Origin of the sequence: Agaribacterium haliotis (assembly GCF_002312815.1) — a bacterium.
GTDB lineage: Bacteria > Pseudomonadota > Gammaproteobacteria > Pseudomonadales > Cellvibrionaceae > Agaribacterium > Agaribacterium haliotis.
Window position 1 is genome coordinate 122,121 of sequence record NZ_NKQJ01000005.1, and the last position, 17,795, is coordinate 139,915.

Here is a 17,795-nt window from a genome sequence, read left to right on the forward strand (position 1 = left end):
CGAGGCCCGCACATATAAGTTTCTGCATGATTAAGGTTCCAGGTAAACGCCTTTGAGTTCGAGCTGCTTAAGGGGGTTAAATGTTAGCTTCTTGAGTTTGGGTGAAACGAGGTACTGATCAGAGTAGTAATAAAGAGGAATGAGGGGCATTTCATCGAGCAGCATCGATTCGGCTTGCGCGAGTAGCTCAAGGCGGCGCTCGTTGTCCTGGCTTTCTTTTGCGAGTTCCAGCAAGGCGTCGTAGTCACCGTTGTCAAAGTCGGCGTAGTTCATTGCATGCGGCGAGGCGAAGCTCGCCAAAAAATCCAAAGGGTCGGCCAGATCACTGGCGCTACCGGAGCGAGAGATCTGAAAATGATGCTGCCGTTTATTGTTTAAAAACACTTTCCATTCCTGATTTTCGAGTTCAACACTTATGCCTAGCTGTTCGCGCCACATTTGTTGTATGGCCAGCGCAATTAACCGATGTGTCTCGGAGCTGTTGTAGATTAGCGTTAATGTTGGAAAGCCTTTACCTTCCGGATAACCGGCTTGAGCCAACAAAACTCGAGCTTTTTCTAGGTTGTACTCTGGAGTGACGAGCCTGAAGCTATATCCCTCAATAGTTGGATTCAAACTTAGTGCAATTTTTTCGCCGCCTTTGGTGATTTTTTCAACAATGGCTTGGCGGTCGATAGCAAATGCCAGTGCCTTGCGCACTAATTTGGAGTCGAGCGGTGCGGCTTTCGTATTTAAATCGTAATAGTAGGTCGCGAAGGTGCTTTGTTGCCGCAGCGGGCTTGCCGGCATTTTTTTATAGCTGGCAATTTTATCGCGTGGAATGCTGCCTGAGAAAACCAACTGCAGTTTGCCGGATCGAAATGCGCGCTCTTCAGCTACTTCGGACTCAATTGGTAAAAAGACCAGTTGTTGAATCTTGTACGCATCGCGAGCCCAATAGTGCGGGTTGAGCACCGCGCGTAGGCTGTGATTTAGCTGCCATTTTTTTAGAGCGTAGGGGCCGTTGCTGACAAATGAAGTTTTGTGAGACCAGGGGTTGGCGGGGTCAAAGAACGCGCCGTATTTTTCAATGCTGGCTCGATGCAACGGCGCAGTCGTGGCGGCGCTTAGGCGACGCAGAAATAGCGGATCGGCTTGTTTGAGCCTAAATTCCAGGGTTCTATCGTCTATCGCGCGCACGCCCAAACTGTCGACGTCGCTACTTTGGCCACTGTGCCAATCTTCGGCGCCGACGATGGTGTAAAAGTCGCTCGCGTAATACCAGGCAAGTTGCGGGTGCAAGGCGCGCTGCCAGCTGTTGACAAAGTCTTGTGCGGTCACCGCTTCGCCGTTAGACCAGCGGGCATTAGCTCTTAAATAAAATACGTAACGCTTGCCGTTGTCGTCAACTTGCCAGCGCTCGGCGGCGGCGGGCACGATTTCAAGACTTTTGCCATCGAGCTGAACCAAGGGCTCAAACAGCTGCGATAAAATCGTTCGCGCGGGCATGCCGCTGATCTGGTGAGGGTCGAGCGAGACAGGGCTGGTACCGACCGACAGCGTCAAGGTGTTTGCATCATTCCCGGTGGCGGAATCTGGTGGGTTACAGGCGATAAGTGAAATGCACAGAATGATAGTTGTGATCAATCCCGCCCGTCTTAAGGCAGTTGTTAAACGTCGTTTATTCACCGCTTGTTGCCAACCTTGCTTGTTGTTTGCTTGCTCTTCTAATCCGGCCTTGGGCTAGACTTGCTATAGCAGGAAGCTACCTGCGCGATGGCAAAGCGTCAAGCCGGCCGGCGCAAAAGCTTACCTCCGTTAGATAGTGCAAAGCGGCCAGATCTATGTCAGCAAAAATGAAGCGTTGGGTTGCAAGTTTAAAAAGTAAAAGCATGCCCGTGCTCGGCTCGGTGATTTCAGAGCTTAATAAAATTACCGAAAGCGACGAAAGCTCGGCTGCGCAGCTTGCCGAAGTGATACTCAGAGACCCGAATCTGACCAGTCAGGTACTGCGGGTCGCTAACAGTGTGCAGTTTAATTACAGCCAGCAGCAAATTAATACGATCTCGCGAGCGATTGTTTTAATCGGCCTTAAAGGTGTGCGCGCGATCTGTATCTCGCTGTTGGTGTTAGACCGCATGCTCGCCGGAGAAAACAAACAGCAAGTGCTGAAGCTCGTTGCCCAGGGTTTTCATGCGGCGGTTCAGGCCGAAGCGCTTGTCAGCGAGCGGGGGCGGGGCAACGACGCCGAAGAAGTGTTTATTGCCGCGCTGTTATTTAATCTAGGTGAAATGGCGTTTTGGCTGGCCGAGCGCAAGCCCGAGCAGCACCAGGCCCTGTTAAGTGGCGATCCGCTGCAGCGCAAACACGCGCAAAAAGACCTGCTTGGCGGCAGCTTTAAAGAATTGACAATCGAGTTGGCTCAGCACTGGAAGCTCGGAGAAACTCTTACCGCAGCACTTGAGGCGCGGCCCGAGCGCATGCCCGAGAACAAAAAAGTCGCCGCCGTTATTACTGGGGAGCGCCTAAGTCGCGCCTCGTTATTTGGTTGGGAGAGCCCACAGTTTCGCAAGGTGCTAGCCGAGGTGGCGCAAATGCAAGGCATAGCGATTGAGCAGGCCCTGCGCGATGTCAAAGCTGCCGCCGATAGGGCGGCTGAAATTGCTGTGAGTTACGGGGCTGTCGACGTTTGCCCGATGATACCAAGCTCGGTGCAAAGCACTTATTTTGCCGAGCGCAGCCCGTCGAGCAAGGTATTAAAGCCGGATACCAAATTGCAACTGAGCGTTTTGCGCGAATTGAGCGCGGCGGCTGCCGAGCAGGCTCACGTCAATACCATCTTTCAGATGTTGCTCGAGGGGCTGCATCGCGGCGTAGGTTTAGAGCGCGTGGCGATCGCTTTTATAAAAGGCACAAAAGCGACCGTGCGCTATGCGGTGGGCGAGTCGACCGAGCGCTGGCGCGAGAACCTGCGCTTTGACGCCGACCCGTATTCAGAAAATATCTTTACCTACGCGATGGAACAGGGCGAGGCGCTGTGGTTTGGGCTTGATTTAGTCGATGCTCGGGCAGAGCTTTATACCCCTGCGCTGCAGGAATACCTTGGCAAATTGCCGTGCTTTGTTTACACCGTGCGCATCGCCGACAAACCGCGAGCGTTTATTTACGCGGACAGAGCGTTTTTTGGTGGTGTGCTCAACGACGAACAGTATGAAGCCTTTCGTCATTTTTGTGGCCAGGCGCGCCTGTGTCTTAACAGCCTGGCTCACGTGCGTTAACCGCGGTGCGCGCGCACATCAACGTAGAGCACGATGCGCTGGCCCGGCTGTAGGTAGCTCGAACCACTTAGCGTGTTCCATTTGAGCAGGTCGTCGATGCCGACATTAAACTTTGCCGCGATTTTTGAAAGGGAGTCGCCAGAGCGCACGCGGTAATTGAGCTTGCGTGTGAGCGCCTCGCTACTTGGTACGGTATGTTTGCGATCGACAAGCGCCAACTGTTTGCTGTCTGCTTGCTCTGTCCATATAACCAGTTTCTGGCCGATTTTAAGTGTGTCTTTTGCCGCCATATTATTCCAGCGGGCAATGGCCGAGCTACTCGGCCCATATTTGCGGGACAAAGACCAAAAACTATCTCCGCTGGTGACGGTGTGCTCTATGCGTGTTTTACCGTTTTTGGCGCCCGAGGCCTGTTTACGAGCTAAGCGCTGATCGCTGCTGTGGCTGTAATAAGCGTCGCCGCGGCTGGCTTGTGGCACTAACAGGGTTTTACCTGCGCGTATGTTGTGGCCGCGAATGCGGTTTACCGACTGTAAGGTGGCAACCGATACCTGATATTTATTGGCGATGTGTGACAGGGTTTCGCCGGATTTTATGGTGTGGCGCTGCCAGCTGACCCTGGCTTCAGGTGGTAGAGTCTGCAGCTGGCTTTGAAATGTTTCGTGCGCCGACAGCGGCACAAGCAAGCGGTGCGGCCCTTCCGGGTCAGTGGCCCAGCGATTAAAGGCGGGGTTAAGGCGATAAAACTCGTCCATGTCGAGCGCGGCCATCTGCGCGGCTTGGGCCAGGTCTATCTGCGCTTCGACGTCGACGGCGGCGAAGTGCTGTTCGTTCTCAAGTGTCGGCAGGCTTAGTTGATAGCGCTCGGGGTCGCCGTAGAGCATGCTCAATGCCAGTAGTCGCGGCACGTAGTCTTCGGTTTCTCGCGGCAGGTCGAGGCTCCAGTAGTCGGTGGGCAGACCGTCTTTTTTGTTGCGGCGTATCGCCTTGCGCACGGTTCCGCCGCCGGCATTGTAGGCGGCTAGCGCCAGCAGCCAGTCGCCGTCAAACTGGCGCTGCAGCTTGTCGAGGTAGCGCAGGGCCGCGTCGGTGGATGCGACCACGTCGCGCCTGCCGTCGTACCACCATGTCTGTTTCAGGCCGAGCATCTTGCCGGTGCCGGGTATGATTTGCCACATGCCAGATGCGCGTCCCGGGCTGTAGGCAAACGGGTCAAAGGCGCTTTCTACAACGGGAAGAAAAGCGAGTTCGGCCGGCATGTCGCGCGCTTCGAGCTCTTCGACGATGTGATGCATGTAGGGTGCGCCGCGCTTGGCTACACGTGAAAGATAATCGGGGTGGCGCTGGTACCAGGCCAGCTGGCTTTGAATGCGACGGTTGTCGTCAAACTCCATCGCATAACTGTCGCGGATGCGTTGCCAGAGGTCGTATTCGCTCCAGGCCTCGAGCTCATCCGGATCGTCGGGGATACACAGTACGTCGAGCGCATTAAAGCTTGTTTGGCTTGGCGTTTGGGCTTGGTCGCTTGATTTTAGGTTGCTGCATGCACCGGTCAGGGCCAGGCAGATACAAAAGCTGGTACGCAGTAAACTCATGAATAAATCGGATATGTTCAGTTGATCGGGCTTGTGATGAGGCGAAGTTCCACGGATTTCGGGCGATTGCTCGTTTGTTGTTGTTTTAGCTCGTAAGCGCTTAAAGCTTCCCGCAGTGTGTTATTGGCATCCCGGCACTGAAAGTATGGCGCGAAAAGGCGCGATTCTACAGATTCTTATAAATAAAGTATTGCAGCGCTTTTTTATCAATCTTAGATTGTTTAATAGTTATCTTTTAGTTCTCTTAACCCAGCAAAACACGCCAGGCTCGACTCGATCGGCCGTTGCAGTTTATCCGCTACCGCCTGCCAGAGCGTTTTTTCGGCGCAGCGCAAAAACAGGTTGGCGCGATTTTCCGCTGCCACATCGCTCGGCAGAGTGCAGCCCTTGTTGGCAAAACGCTGCTCAAGTTCGGCCTTGCGCGCGTTTAACGCGGCATCTTCTGGCAGTATCGAAAGTGCCCAGTCTAAGTTGATAAGGCTGTATTCGTGTGCGCAGTATAGTTCGGTGTCACCGGGCATGGCTGCAATGCGCTCGAGGCTTTGCTTAAACGTGGCTGCCGGGCCACTAAACATGCGCCCGCAGCCCGATGCAAAAATAATATCGCCACAAAACAAGGCCGGAGCCCGGCGCGCGCAAGGTTCGATGTAAAAAGCGAGGTGCTCGGGCAGGTGACCCGGTAGATGCATAACAGTGGCATCAATGCCGTCAAACAAGCTTAAGCTGTCACCCTCGTTTAGCACGTGAATGTTGGCAAGTTTGGCGTGAGCAGGGCCGTAGACTGGACAGCTGTTCGCGCCTAGTTGGCTGAGCCCGGTCAATAATTCTGCCAGACCGCCTATATGGTCGTTATGGGTGTGGGTGATTAATATTCCTTTGAGCTGCAGTTGCTGCTGTTTAATATAATCTAGTACTGGCTCGGCCAGGCCGGGATCAACGACCCACACAGCGCGTCCTCGTTGAATTAACCACAGGTAGTTCGACGTAAAGATAGGTAGTGGAATAAAATTTAGATCGGGCATGGATAGATACAAACTCGACAACTCAGAGGGTGAATGGTGGGCATTGAACTTGCCGGATATAAAACACGCTTTAAAGCTTGGCTGCAAGATCACAAGCGTATGCCCAGCTTGGGGCAGCGTTTACCTGAGTTAAAGCGCTGGTTTTGCGAGCCCGCAGGCCAGCACTTGCTTGCCAATGAGTGCCGGCACCTAAGGCGCTTGCTGGATGAGCACCGGGGGCAGCGCATTTTACAACTCAGTCTTGCACCCGAGCGCTGCCCCAGGCCTCGCTCACAATATCGCCAGGTTGTTCAGGCTCATCAGCTGTATATGGCTCCCCAGCAAAGCGATGCTACGCTGCGCGTGCAGTGTGATTTTCGCCAGTTACCCTTTGAGGAGCACAGTGTTGATGTTGTCATCATCCAACACCTGCTTGAATACAGTGAAGAGGCTCCAACGCTGCTAAAAGAAGCCGCCCGGGTTTGCAGTCACGGTGGCCACATTATTATTCTTGCGTTTAACCCGTTAAGCCTAAGCGGTTTGTGGGCCGTATTGAGTGGGCGCTTTCGGCGTCACAGTGGCTGGTTTCGCCACGCACTGCTGGCGTATCGGATTCGCGACTGGCTTGCATTTGTCGACTGCAAGGCCTTGCAGACTCGCCACATATGCCACAGTCTGCCGCTTCGGCGCGGCACGTTTATGTGGTTTGGCGCGCGTTTTTGTGCATTTCTGGACAAAAAAAATGTGCCTTTTTCTTCGGTGTTCAGTATAACGGCGCGCAAAGAGCAGGCTGGCATGCATTTGCTTAAGCCGGATTGGCGTGTTCTGGTATTATCCCGTGCGCTGCAAGGAGCCAGGGTTGCGCCGAGCTCTGCAGCGTCGAAGAATCGGCGAATGGATTCGGGTTTAAATCGAGATAATTAGGTAAGCTATTGAAAAAAATAGAAATTTATACAGATGGGGCCTGCAAAGGTAACCCCGGGCCGGGCGGCTGGGGTGCAGTGTTACAATATAACGGCCACCAAAAAGAGCTCTGGGGTGGTGAATTTGACACGACAAACAACCGCATGGAGCTTATGGCAGCGATCCGCGCGCTGGAGGCCTTGACCGAGGCGTGTGTGGTCGATTTAACCACCGACTCCAACTACGTCAAAGATGGCATTAACAGCTGGATTGCGAACTGGAAGCGCAATGGCTGGAAAACCTCAGCCAAAAAAGAGGTTAAAAATAAAGATTTGTGGGTGGCCCTTGACGCCGCCTGTGAAAAACACGAGCTTCGCTGGCACTGGGTTAAAGGCCACAGTGGTCACCCGCAAAATGAACTGGCCGATGCACTTGCCAATCGAGGCATCGACGAGCTGAGGGCAACGTCGTGAGGCAGGTTGTCTTAGATACAGAAACCACCGGGCTTGAACCCTCCGCTGGCCACCGCATCATTGAAATTGGCTGTGTTGAACTTTTTAATCGCAAGCTGACCGGCCGCCACTATCACCAATACATCAACCCCGAACGCGAAGTGGATCAAGGGGCGATGGAGGTGCATGGCATCACCAATGAGTTTTTGTTGGACAAGCCGGTCTTTCGCTCGGTGGTTGATGAGTTTATTGAGTTTGTGGATGGCGCTGAGCTAGTGATTCACAACGCACCTTTTGACGTTGGCTTTATTAATCACGAATTTAAGCTTTTGCAGCGCCAGCAGCCAGTGCTTGAGAGTTTTTGCTCAATACTCGACACCCTAAAGCTTGCGCGCGACAAGCACCCAGGGCAAAAGAACAACCTCGATGCGCTGTGCAAGCGCTACGATATCGACAATAGCCAGCGCGATCTGCACGGCGCCTTGCTCGATTCAGAGATCCTGGCCGATGTCTACCTCGCAATGACAGGCGGTCAGACTAAGCTTGTCTTCAATGCGGGGGAGAGCAGTGGCGGCGGTGGCCCCGAGGCAATAAGGCGGGTTGATGCCCGCAGCTCGGCTTTGGTGATACCGGCAAGTGCCGATGAGTTGGCCGCACATGAAGCAAAGCTCGATAACATTGGCAAAAAGCTTGAAAACGGCGCGCTTTGGCGACGCCTAAGTTAAGTAGATATTCTTCTGCAAGCTGAAACCAGATAAACGGAAATATAAAAAAAGCGCCAAATGGCGCTTTTTTTATATCGGAGGGAACTGCCGCTTAAACGTTGTAGATCACCATCAGCAAGCCGACGATGGTCAATACTATTGTGTAGGGCAGGGCCATCAGCACCATGCGCCCATAGCTCAATCGAATCAGTGGCGCCAGCGCGGAGGTCAGCAGGAACAGAAAAGCCGCCTGACCATTAGGTGTTGCGACACTCGGAAGATTGGTGCCGGTGTTAATGGCGATCGCGAGCTCTTCAAAATGCGCACGGCTGATGGCGCCGGCGTCGAAGGCATCTTTGACTTCGTTGATATAGACGGTTGCCACAAAAACATTGTCGCTAATCATTGATAAGAAGCCGTTGGCCAGAAATAGAATCGGGCCCTCAACATCGTCGTCAAAGGCGAGCACCCATTCGGTCACGGGCGAGAACAGGTGTTGTTCGTGAATAACCGCGACAATAGCAAAAAATACTACCAGAAGCGCCGTAAACGGCAGCGCCTCTTCAAAAGCGTGGCCGATTTGATGTTCTTCGATAATACCGTTAAAGGCCGTCAGCAGCACAATCACGGCAAGGCCGATTAGCCCGACTTCGGCAACGTGAGTGGCCAGGGCGACAACTAACAACAGGGCAACGGCGCCTTGCACGATCAGTTGGGTGCGCTGGCGCACGGTGCGTTTGGTGTCTTGCTGCTCATTGTACTCAAGCAGCACTTCGCGCACGCGTTCAGGCAGGGTTGCGCCGTAGCCAAGCACTTTAATCTTCTCGAGCACCAGGCAGGTAATCAGGCCGGCAACAAGTGTAGGCATGCTCACTGGCGCCATCGCGGTGAAAAAGGTAATAAAGTCCCAGTCGGCGACCTGGGCAATCAACAAATTCTGCGGCTCACCAACAAGGGTGCAGACACCGCCAAGCGCGGTGCCCACCGCGCCGTGCATGATCAGGCTGCGCAAAAACGCGCGGAACTGTTCAAGGTCTTCGCGGTGATGGCTGTGGATGTCGCTATCGTGACTGTGGTCGTGATCACTGCCGTCGTTTTTACCCGAGGCAAACTTGTGGTACACCGCGTAAAAACCCACGGCGACGGTGATCAGAACAGCGGTGACGGTTAGCGCATCCAAAAAGGCTGACAGTACCGCCGAAACGCTGCAGAACAAAAAGCTCAGAAGCATTTTTGAACGAATGCGCAGCAAGATCTTGGTAAAGACAAATAGCAGCAAATCCTTCATAAAGAAGATGCCGGCCACCATAAACATCAATAGCAGGATGACCGGGAAGTTGTGAACCACTTCTTCATAAACTTTGTGTGCATCGGTCATGCCTATGGCGATGGCCTGAATGGCGAGCAGGCCGCCTGGCTGTAGGGGGTAGCACTTAAGGGCCATGGCCAGGGTGAAAATAAACTCACCGATTAACACCCAGCCTGCGAGAAACGGGCTGACAAAATAAAAGACAATGGGGTTGATGATCAGGAAGGCGATAATTGCCTTTTTGTACCAGGACGGGGAATTTCCTAGGAAGTTCCTGCTAAAAGCCTGAGCGGTGGTGGTCATGTGGTGACGTGCCTCATTAGCTGAACATTCTTTCAACATGCACCAGTCGAAGTGAATGCAAAGTGTGTTTCATTTGTGGAAATTGTAGGCAATTTGCTTATTTTCGCGAATGTTCGGCAAATTGCTCGTATTGGGTAGCCTTCGCTTTTCAGGGGTTGTGCACACATTCGGCCACAATTGGCTAGGCGAACGGCTAAACGTGTCGATGTGCACAGGGCGGCTTGTTGTTATTGCTGCCACTGCCCAAGCCTGCTTAGTGAAGAGCATCGATTTTATGCGCTAAGACTTAGATATCAAGTTAATTATGTGAGATAAGCTCAAGTTTCTTAATGATTTTTTGCGCTAGAGCCCCGAAATAGCGTTACAATTGATGGATATCTAAAAATTTAACTCTTGGTGTAGGAAAGCAAACGGTGAGTTTGGATAAGGGCGTTAACTTTCAGTCTCTAAATATGGTGCGCGATGAGTTGGTCGCAACCATCGAAAGTTCGGCGAAAAACCTTGAAGAGTACATAGCGACAGACTTTGCCAAAACAGAGCTGTTGGGACGTGCCATAACTGGAGCCAGGCAAATTATTGGCACCTTTCGGCTTCTCGAGCTAAGCAGTGCCAGTACGCTGGCTGAAGAGCTGTTAAGTGTGCTCGAGCACCTGGAGCAGGAGCGCGGCAGTAAACACTTCGACAAGCTGCTCGAGGTGACCAGCAATACCTTTTTTATTCTGCCTCGCTACATTGAGTATCTCAGCCAGGTTCAGCACCAGGTGCCGGGTTTGCTGATTCCCCATATCAACGCACTTAGAAAGCTGCGCCGTCAGAAGCCGTTGACTGAGAGTCACTTTTTACTTATTTCGGTGCCTCGGGGTCTGCAGGCGCCAGCCCAGCAAGGCGGCGCGCCAACAAAAGAAAGTTTTCGCTCGCAAATCCGCCGCGCCAGGCAGATGTACCAAATAGGCTTGCTCGGTTTGATTCGCGAAAAGCAAATTAACAATAGCGTTGGTCTTATGCGCAAAGGTGTTTTGCGCATATGGAAGTTAAGCGGTCAGCGCCCTCTGAGCACACTTTGGTGGCTGTGTGATCTCGCGCTGCAGGTGCTGGTCGACGCGCGTATGAGCCCACTCGAAGCGCGCAAATTTCTGTTTATGCATATCGACCGGAACATTCGCCAGATTGAGCTCAATGGTGAGCAGGCGTTTGAATCGCCGCCGCCAGCCGCTCAGCTCAGAGAGCTCTTGTACCTAATTGCCCTAAGCGGTGTTAAAAGCCCGGCGATCGAGGCTCTGCGCCAGGCTTGCCCCGATTTGCAGCTGCCGTATACCGAGCGGGAATTGCAAAAGGAATACGCCGCGCTCTATGGGCCGAGTGCTCACACTATTAGCTCGCTCGCTCACGTGTTGCAGACCGAGCTGTCGAACGCCAAGCGCACTCTAGAAGGTGCTTCGCAGAGCGCGTTGGCAATCATTCATGATCTCGACAGCTTTGTTTCGGTGCTGAACAATATCGCCGAAATACTCGGCGTGGTTGGCCTGGATTCTGCCAATAAGCTGCTCAAGGACCAGCTGAATGTCGTCAAGGCCTGGAAAGAGGGCGGTGACGATATCGACGAAGCTGAGCTCAGTAGTGTCGCCAACAGTCTGTTGTATATTGAAAGTGTGGTCGCAAGTTTACAGATCCCAACGGATCACGGCGCCGACGCCGGCGATCCAAGCAAGCGCGATGAACACGTAAAGTCCTACGAACTCTCCAGTGCGCTCGCTATAGTGCTTGAAGAGTGTTTGGGTGGCTTGTCGCTGACTAAGCGTGCGCTCAACTCGTTCTCGGATTCAGACTACGACAGCGCCCACATTAAAAATATTGCCAAAACCTTAGATAGCATACGCGGGGCGATGGAAATGCTCGCTATGGATAGAGCTTGTTTTGTGCTCCGGCGCAGCGTTGCATTTGTTGACGAGGTGCTTTTGGCAAACGAGCTGCCCGCAGCAATCGACGAGATCCTTGAGACCTTTGCCGACGTTATTATTGCAATCGAATACTACTTCGATTCCGCGCCCAAGCTCGAGCAGCTCGATGAGAATGTACTGAATATTGCCGAGGAGAGCCTCACAGCCCTGGGTTATAACGAGTGAGCATGACGCCGTATATGCTCCCGGAGCAGGCCTGGCTCAGCAGCGGTGCCGAGCTTTGCCTGCTCGTTCACACTGAGGGCATTGCATTTCATCCGGCCAGTCGGCAGTTTCTGCTTCCGGCTGCATCTGCAGCTAAGGCTATCGAGCGAGAATTGGCGCAAGCTCAAGCGCTGTGTTTGATTGCGTATCGCGGCGACGAGAGCCTTGTTTTACTTCCGGCTGAGCACTCAGATTTGCCAGAAGGCTGGCAGTGGCTGGACCTGCGTTCGGCGCTTGCCTTGCTGAATGAAGAAGACGGTGCAATCGCCGGGCGCGCCGTGCAACTTAAGCACTGGATGGATACAAGCCGCTACTGCGGGCGCTGCTCAAGCCCCACTCAGGCGCATCAGCGCGAGCGCGCCTATCAGTGCCCCGAGTGCGGTTTTATGCAATTTCCTCAGTTTGCCCCCTGTGTTATCGGCGTTGTTGTCGATGGTGATCGTGTCCTGTTGGCCAATGGTGTTAAGCACAAGGCGGGTATTTATGCGGCGCTTGCCGGTTTTATCGAGGCCGGAGAAACAGCAGAACAGGCGTTTGTTCGCGAGGTAAAAGAAGAGGTGGGCGTGGATATATGCAACCTTGTCTATCTCGGCTCTCAGCCCTGGCCGTTTCCAGGGCAGCTGATGCTCGGCTTTATTGCCGATTACGCCGGTGGTGAATTAAACATTGACGAAAATGAAATCGTTGATGCAGGCTGGTACAGCAAGCACAATCTACCTCAGCTGCCACCTGAGCACACCATTTCCCGACAACTGATTGACTACGCGCTCGAGAGGCTCAATTAATATGTATCAAGCCGCCGTCTACATACTCGCTCTGCTTATTGGCGGGCTGGCGCTGTTTGCCAGCGTTAAAATACTCAAGCGTTTTGGCTGGTTTCTCGCATGGTTGCGCGGCACCGTCGGTTTGCTGTTGCTGGTCTTTGTTGTGCTGGTTGCGCTTACCGCATTCGACATTGGTCGCTTTGAGCAACTGCTTGAAGACAAACCTATTGCAACGGTCAGCTTCGAGAAGCTCGACGACCAACTGTATCGCGCAAACATTAGTTACTACATTAATAAGTTGCCGGCGCAGTACGATATCAGTGGTGACCAGTGGCAAATTGATGCGCGAATCGTGCGCTGGGGCGCTTTTGTCTCTGCGCTGGGCGCCAAGCCCGGCATTCGTCTCGACCGCATCAGCGGCCGCTATTATTCACTTGAAGAAGAGCGCATGAAACCGCGCAGCGTGTTTGGGCTCTACGACAGTGACGGCGGCGTTGATATGTGGGCCCTGCTACAGCGCAATAATGAATTAGTCCCGGGTATCGATGCTGTCTATGGCAGCGCTGCGTACCTGCCCATGGCTGACCAGGCCAGTTTTCAACTATCCCTTAGTTACAACGGTCTTGTAGCTGAACCCACCAATGAAATAGCGCGCAAGGCCATCAAGCTTTGGCGCTAAGATAATCAGGAGTTCCCTTTGCAGTTTCTTGCTGAATACGGTCTGTTTTTGGCCAAAACCCTCACTTTTGTTTTTGCTGTCGCAGCGGTTGTGGCAATTGTTGCCAGCAGCCGCAGGCAGGGCAGTGACGATGAGCATATTGAAATTGAGAAACTCAATGACAGGTACGATGAATACAAGTCTTTGATGCAAAGCGCTGTTTACGATGAAAAGCAGCTTAAAAAAATCAATAAAGATAAGAAAAAACAAGAAAAGCAGGATAAAAAATCGTCGCCCGACGAGTCCGATCGCCGGCGTGTTTTTGTCACTGAATTTGACGGTGATATTAAAGCCTCTGATGCTGAGAACTTAAGGAAGATTATTACCTTGATTCTGACTCAAGCGAGCGAGAAAGATGAAGTGCTGATTAAGCTCGAAAGCTCCGGCGGTATGGTGCACTCCTACGGTTTTGCCGCCAGCCAGTTAGCTCGTATCAGCGCCAAGAACATTAAACTGACCATCTGCGTTGACAAAGTCGCCGCCAGCGGTGGTTATATGATGGCCTGTGTGGCCGACAAAATACTCGCTGCACCATTTGCAATTATCGGCTCTATAGGTGTTATTGCTCAGCTACCCAACTTTCATCGCGTGCTTGAAAAGGCCAATGTTGACTACGAAATGCACACGGCCGGCGAGTACAAGCGCACCTTGACCATGCTCGGAGAAAACACGGATAAGGCGCGGGAAAAATTTAAAGAAGAGCTCGAAGATACCCACGACTTATTTAAAGCGTTTGTAAAAGAGCACCGCGAGGTGGTGGATATTGACGATGTTGCCACCGGTGAGATTTGGTTTGGCAAGCGTGCGCTCGACAAAAAATTGGTTGATCAGCTCTGTAGCTCTGACGAATATCTGCTTGAGCTCAGCCAGGATACCGATATTTATGAGCTCAGTGTTCAGCACAAGCCCAGCCTTGTTGAAAAGCTCGGCCTGCATGCCAGCGCCGACAAGCTTTTTAATCGCGCCGCAAGCATGTTGTCAACGCGCTACTTTTCCTAAACTTGCAGCTGTGGCTGCTAATCCCTGCGCAGGCTCTCTTTGACGGCAATTGGGTTGGGGAAATTTAAGATCACAATATAGCTGCTGACAATAAACGTGATAATTGCAGCGCTCTGAATCACCACCGACGCGCGCTCTGAAATCATACCCTGCTGACTCGCCAGCAGGGTAATGAGCAGCGAAAACTCACTTATTTGCCCGAGTCTAAAGCTGATATCCCAAGCCAGGGATTTGCGCTCGCTGTGATGCCTTAACAGAGCGTAAAAAACCAGTGGTTTGGCGATGAGCAGAGCAAAAGCCAGGCACAGAGTCACTGCGGCTACATCCGGCAGTAGCGCTATATTCAGCTGGGCGCCGAGCGCAAAGAAAAATAAAATCAGGAAAAAGTCGCGAAGTGGTTTTAAATTCAGCGCAATGTATTGTGAGATGGGGCTGGTTGCCAGTGAAATGCCGGCGATAAACGCGCCAATTTCGGCTGACAGATAACAGTATTCAGCGATGGCTGCCAAGCCCAGGCACCAGCCGATGGCAACCAAAAAAATAAATTCGTGGATGCGGTCGTGCTTTTCAATAAGCTTCAGCAGTACGTATTTTACAAAGTAAAACGCCGCAGCCGCGAGTGCGGGTAGGGCCAGCAGCGCCATAATTAGCGGTTTGAATTCAAAATCCTGGGCGCTGCCACACAGCAAAATTAGCAGGCAGAAAATTGCGATAAAGTCCTGCAGCAGCAACAGGCCAACCATCATATCGCCGGTGTGGCGGTGGTGTAACACGGTCGTCGGCAACAATTTTATGCCGATAATGGTGCTCGAGAACATAGCCGCCATCGCAAACACCAGGGCCTCGGTAAAATTAAAACCAAAGGCGATGGCGATGCCAAAACCAATCAGCGCAAAGGCGGCGCAGCTGAGAATGGCGATATGTGTCGCCTTTTTTAAAACCGACGCAAGTGCTTTGGGCTGCATGTCAAGACCGAGCAGGAACAGCAGGAAAATGATGCCGATATGGCTCATCTCGGAGACGACTTTGACATCGCCAATCAGCCCGATTGCATGGGGGCCAAGAATAACGCCGAGGCCGATATAGGCGAGAAACAGCGGCTGGCGGGTGTAGAGCGCGAGTGTCGCCGCAATGGCTGCCCCGCAGAAGATAAGAAAAAATGTATCGAATAAATGGCCTTCCATGGCCATTAGTATAAAAGGCTTTTCCGTCAGAACAAATGCTTATGCACGTCTGCGAAAAAGTGGCTCTTTGACATCGCAGGCGGCTTGGTAAGATTCACTGAAATCTTCAAGGCTGGTCTTTATGGACTCCAAGTCAGCGTCGTCCGCAACACTAAAAGCGTCAAAACCACAGCGGCGCAGATAAAACAGCTGATCCTGGATAAAAGCGCCCACTGCGCGAAGTTCGCCAGTGAACTCGAGTTGCTCGCGAAGCTGACGCGCTTGAGAAAAGCTGCGACCATCGGCAAAAGCTGCAAAGTGAAGGGCAATGACCGGGGCGCTTGTTAGCTTATCGGCCAGCGCAACAACGTCTTCATCGCTGGCGAGCCACGGCGCCACGTTTGCCGGTAATTGCTCGGCCCACTGGCAGTAAGTCTCAGCGGGAATCAGGCTGTACGCCTCTAACTGAGCAGCAGATGAGGGCAGGGACTCTTTGTCGATGAGCTGCCATGGGTCGTCGCCAACCGAATCGATTTTAACTAGCTTTGGCATAGACCTGCTCCTTAAATGTATTGATGCCGACACGCTCGTAGCAGGCTAAAAAGCTTTCGCCTTCGATGCGTTGGCTCACATAGGTTTCAACGATTTTTCGTACGACACCGCGAACTTCGTCGCGATTAAATGAAGGCCCGAGAACTTTGGCGAGCTTGGCGTCGTAGCGTTGAGATCCGCCCAGTTGAATTTGGTAAAACTCTTCGCCGCGCTTATCGACACCGAGTATGCCGATATGGCCGATGTGGTGGTGGCCACAAGCGTTCATGCAGCCGCTGATGTTGAGGTCGATATCGCCGAGATCGTAGAGGTAATCGAGGTCGTCAAATTCGCGCTGAATATCGTCGGCGATCGGAATGGACTTGGCATTGGCCAGCGAGCAGTAGTCTCCGCCCGGGCAGCAAATCATATCGGTCAGGGTGCCGATATTGGCCGTCGCAAAGCCGGCACTTTTGAGTTCGAGCCACAGATCCATCAGGTCGCTGGCTTTGACATCGGCGAGCACAACATTCTGTTCATGAGTGCTGCGAACTTCGCCAAAGCTGTAGCGATCGGCAAGGTCGGCGATAATCTCAAGCTGTTTGTCGCTGACGTCGCCAGGTGGGATGCCAACAGGCTTGAGGCTCAAGCTTACCGCGCGATAACCGTCGACGCGGTGAGGCATAACGTTCTTTTCTAACCAGCGCGCAAACGCTTTGCTGTTTTGCGCGTGTGCCTCAAGCACGGCTGCGCTTTGCTGCTCGTCCAGTTCGGCGTAAGCCGGCGCAGTAAAGAAGCCTTTAGCTCGTTTAATCTCTTTGTCAGTCAGGCGGGTGTGGCTGTCGCGAATATTTTGCCACTCGGCTTCCACCGCCTCGGCAAACGCCTCAACACCCATAGACTTAACCAGAATTTTAATGCGCGCTTTGTATTTGTTGTCGCGACGACCCGTCAGGTTGTACACGCGTACAATCGCTTCGAGGTAGGTCAGAATGTCTTTTTCGGGCAAGAATTCGCGCACAACACTGCCTATCACCGGTGTGCGGCCAAGGCCGCCGCCAACGATGACTTTAAAGCCGGTTTCGTTTTTGTCGTTGGTGATTAACTGCAGGCCGATATCGTGAAAATAGATGGCTGCGCGATCTTCTTCGGTTCCCGATACCGCAATTTTGAATTTACGCGGTAAAAACGCAAATTCCGGGTGAAAGGTTGACCACTGGCGAATAATTTCACAGTAGGGGCGCGGGTCAACAATTTCGTCTGTGGCGACACCGGCAAACTGATCGGTGGTGACATTGCGAATACAGTTGCCACTGGTCTGCACAGCGTGCATTTCTACTTCGGCAAGCTCTTCGAGAATATCGGGCACCTGCTCAAGTGCGGGCCAGTTCAGCTGAATATTCTGGCGCGTGGTGAAGTGGCAATAACCCTTGTCGTAGACGCGAGTGATGTGGGCAATTTTTCGCAGCTGGCGTGAATTCAGCATGCCGTAGGGCACGGCAATACGCAGCATCGGTGCTAGGCGCTGCACATACAGGCCATTTTGCAGGCGCAGCGGCAGAAACTCTTCTTCTTTGAGTTTGCCGTCGAGATAGCGTTCGGTCTGACGGCGGAATTGGGCGACGCGTTCCTTAATGATCTTGTGATCGTAGTCGTCGTAAACGTACATCTTGCTTTACCTTGTAGCTGGGAGCTCTATAAAAGCGGGGGCGCAGCATAGCGTTTTCACGTGTTGAACGCGAGCGCGGCGGCAACCTTCGGGGCGGCGATTATAAAGTGCTCAGCCTTATAGATAAATTTGCAATATATGATATGAGTTACTTGTCAAAATGATAAGCTGATCTGTATCAATAACTTGTTTTGGCGCTTAGCACTTAATCGTATTTGCCTGTTAAGCATTTAAATAGCAGTTGTGTCGCTAGGCTCGGTAACTG

The 17,795-nt window shown here is 52.6% G+C and carries 15 protein-coding genes; 8 read left to right on the plus strand and 7 right to left on the minus strand.

Translation table 11 applies throughout. From position 1 onward, the window contains the following. Positions 1-30: 30 nt before the first annotated feature. The gene (locus CFK45_RS07670; protein WP_143247510.1) at positions 31-1,626 is read right to left on the minus strand and encodes a peptide ABC transporter substrate-binding protein; all 1,596 of its coding nucleotides are present in this window, start codon (positions 1,624-1,626) and stop codon (positions 31-33) included. Positions 1,627-1,823: 197 nt separating this feature from the next. On the opposite strand from CFK45_RS07670, the gene CFK45_RS07675 reads away from it, so the two are divergent. Next, complete coding sequence (locus CFK45_RS07675; RefSeq protein WP_096085856.1) at positions 1,824-3,257, plus strand: HDOD domain-containing protein; 1,434 nt, start codon at positions 1,824-1,826, stop codon at positions 3,255-3,257. On the opposite strand, the gene CFK45_RS07680 is transcribed toward CFK45_RS07675, so the two are convergent. Together CFK45_RS07680 and gloB are read right to left on the minus strand one after the other, a co-directional pair. Next, entirely contained in the window at positions 3,254-4,852 is a 1,599-nt protein-coding gene (locus tag CFK45_RS07680; protein ID WP_096085857.1) for a LysM peptidoglycan-binding domain-containing protein, read from the minus strand. The genes CFK45_RS07675 and CFK45_RS07680 overlap by 4 nt on opposite strands. Positions 4,853-5,073: 221 nt before the next feature. After that, entirely contained in the window at positions 5,074-5,874 is an 801-nt protein-coding gene (gene gloB / locus CFK45_RS07685; RefSeq protein ID WP_096085858.1) for a hydroxyacylglutathione hydrolase, read from the minus strand. A gap of 33 nt (positions 5,875-5,907) precedes the next feature. Between gloB and CFK45_RS07690 the strand changes: the two genes are divergently transcribed. Genes CFK45_RS07690 through dnaQ form a run of 3 tightly spaced genes read left to right on the plus strand, consistent with a single transcriptional unit; the run spans position 5,908 to position 7,933 of the window. Further along, positions 5,908-6,777, plus strand: coding sequence for a class I SAM-dependent methyltransferase (locus CFK45_RS07690; protein WP_096085859.1), 870 nt, complete (start codon positions 5,908-5,910; stop codon positions 6,775-6,777). 8 nt (positions 6,778-6,785) lie between these two features. Beyond that, positions 6,786-7,229, plus strand: coding sequence for a ribonuclease HI (gene rnhA / locus CFK45_RS07695; protein WP_096085860.1), 444 nt, complete (start codon positions 6,786-6,788; stop codon positions 7,227-7,229). Continuing rightward, complete coding sequence (dnaQ, locus tag CFK45_RS07700; protein WP_096085861.1) at positions 7,226-7,933, plus strand: DNA polymerase III subunit epsilon; 708 nt, start codon at positions 7,226-7,228, stop codon at positions 7,931-7,933. Before rnhA ends, dnaQ begins: the two co-directional genes overlap by 4 nt. 91 nt (positions 7,934-8,024) lie before the next feature. On the opposite strand, the gene nhaB is transcribed toward dnaQ, so the two are convergent. Then, positions 8,025-9,524, minus strand: a complete 1,500-nt coding sequence (gene nhaB, locus CFK45_RS07705) for a sodium/proton antiporter NhaB (RefSeq protein ID WP_096085862.1) — start codon at positions 9,522-9,524, stop codon at positions 8,025-8,027. Positions 9,525-9,937: 413 nt separating this feature from the next. Here nhaB and CFK45_RS07710 point away from each other — a divergent pair, with 413 nt between their 5' ends. Genes CFK45_RS07710 through sohB form a run of 4 tightly spaced genes read left to right on the plus strand, consistent with a single transcriptional unit; the run spans position 9,938 to position 14,167 of the window. Beyond that, positions 9,938-11,647 carry a FimL-related protein gene (locus CFK45_RS07710; RefSeq protein WP_239923608.1) on the plus strand — a complete coding sequence of 570 codons (1,710 nt, stop codon included), beginning with the start codon at positions 9,938-9,940 and terminating at the stop codon, positions 11,645-11,647. A 2-nt stretch (positions 11,648-11,649) separates the two neighbouring features. Next, positions 11,650-12,471, plus strand: a complete 822-nt coding sequence (gene nudC, locus CFK45_RS07715) for an NAD(+) diphosphatase (RefSeq protein WP_096085863.1) — start codon at positions 11,650-11,652, stop codon at positions 12,469-12,471. A 1-nt stretch (position 12,472) separates the two neighbouring features. Then, on the plus strand, positions 12,473-13,129 hold the full coding sequence (locus tag CFK45_RS07720) for a multidrug transporter (RefSeq protein WP_096085864.1): 657 nt from the start codon (positions 12,473-12,475) through the stop codon (positions 13,127-13,129). An 18-nt stretch (positions 13,130-13,147) separates the two neighbouring features. Continuing rightward, positions 13,148-14,167 (plus strand): protease SohB, encoded by a 1,020-nt coding sequence (sohB, locus tag CFK45_RS07725; RefSeq protein WP_096085865.1) that lies wholly within the window; start codon positions 13,148-13,150, stop codon positions 14,165-14,167. A 17-nt stretch (positions 14,168-14,184) separates the two neighbouring features. Here the strand turns inward: sohB and CFK45_RS07730 are convergent, their stop codons facing one another. From CFK45_RS07730 to CFK45_RS07740, 3 genes are read right to left on the minus strand one after another with little or no spacing between them, the layout of a single operon-like run. Then, positions 14,185-15,351, minus strand: a complete 1,167-nt coding sequence (locus CFK45_RS07730; protein ID WP_096085965.1) for a cation:proton antiporter domain-containing protein — start codon at positions 15,349-15,351, stop codon at positions 14,185-14,187. Positions 15,352-15,390: 39 nt separating this feature from the next. Beyond that, positions 15,391-15,882, minus strand: a complete 492-nt coding sequence (locus tag CFK45_RS07735) for a DUF934 domain-containing protein (RefSeq protein ID WP_096085866.1) — start codon at positions 15,880-15,882, stop codon at positions 15,391-15,393. Further along, positions 15,866-17,530 carry a nitrite/sulfite reductase gene (locus tag CFK45_RS07740; RefSeq protein WP_096085867.1) on the minus strand — a complete coding sequence of 555 codons (1,665 nt, stop codon included), beginning with the start codon at positions 17,528-17,530 and terminating at the stop codon, positions 15,866-15,868. The genes CFK45_RS07735 and CFK45_RS07740 overlap by 17 nt, the downstream gene beginning before the upstream one ends. Positions 17,531-17,795 lie beyond the last annotated feature (265 nt).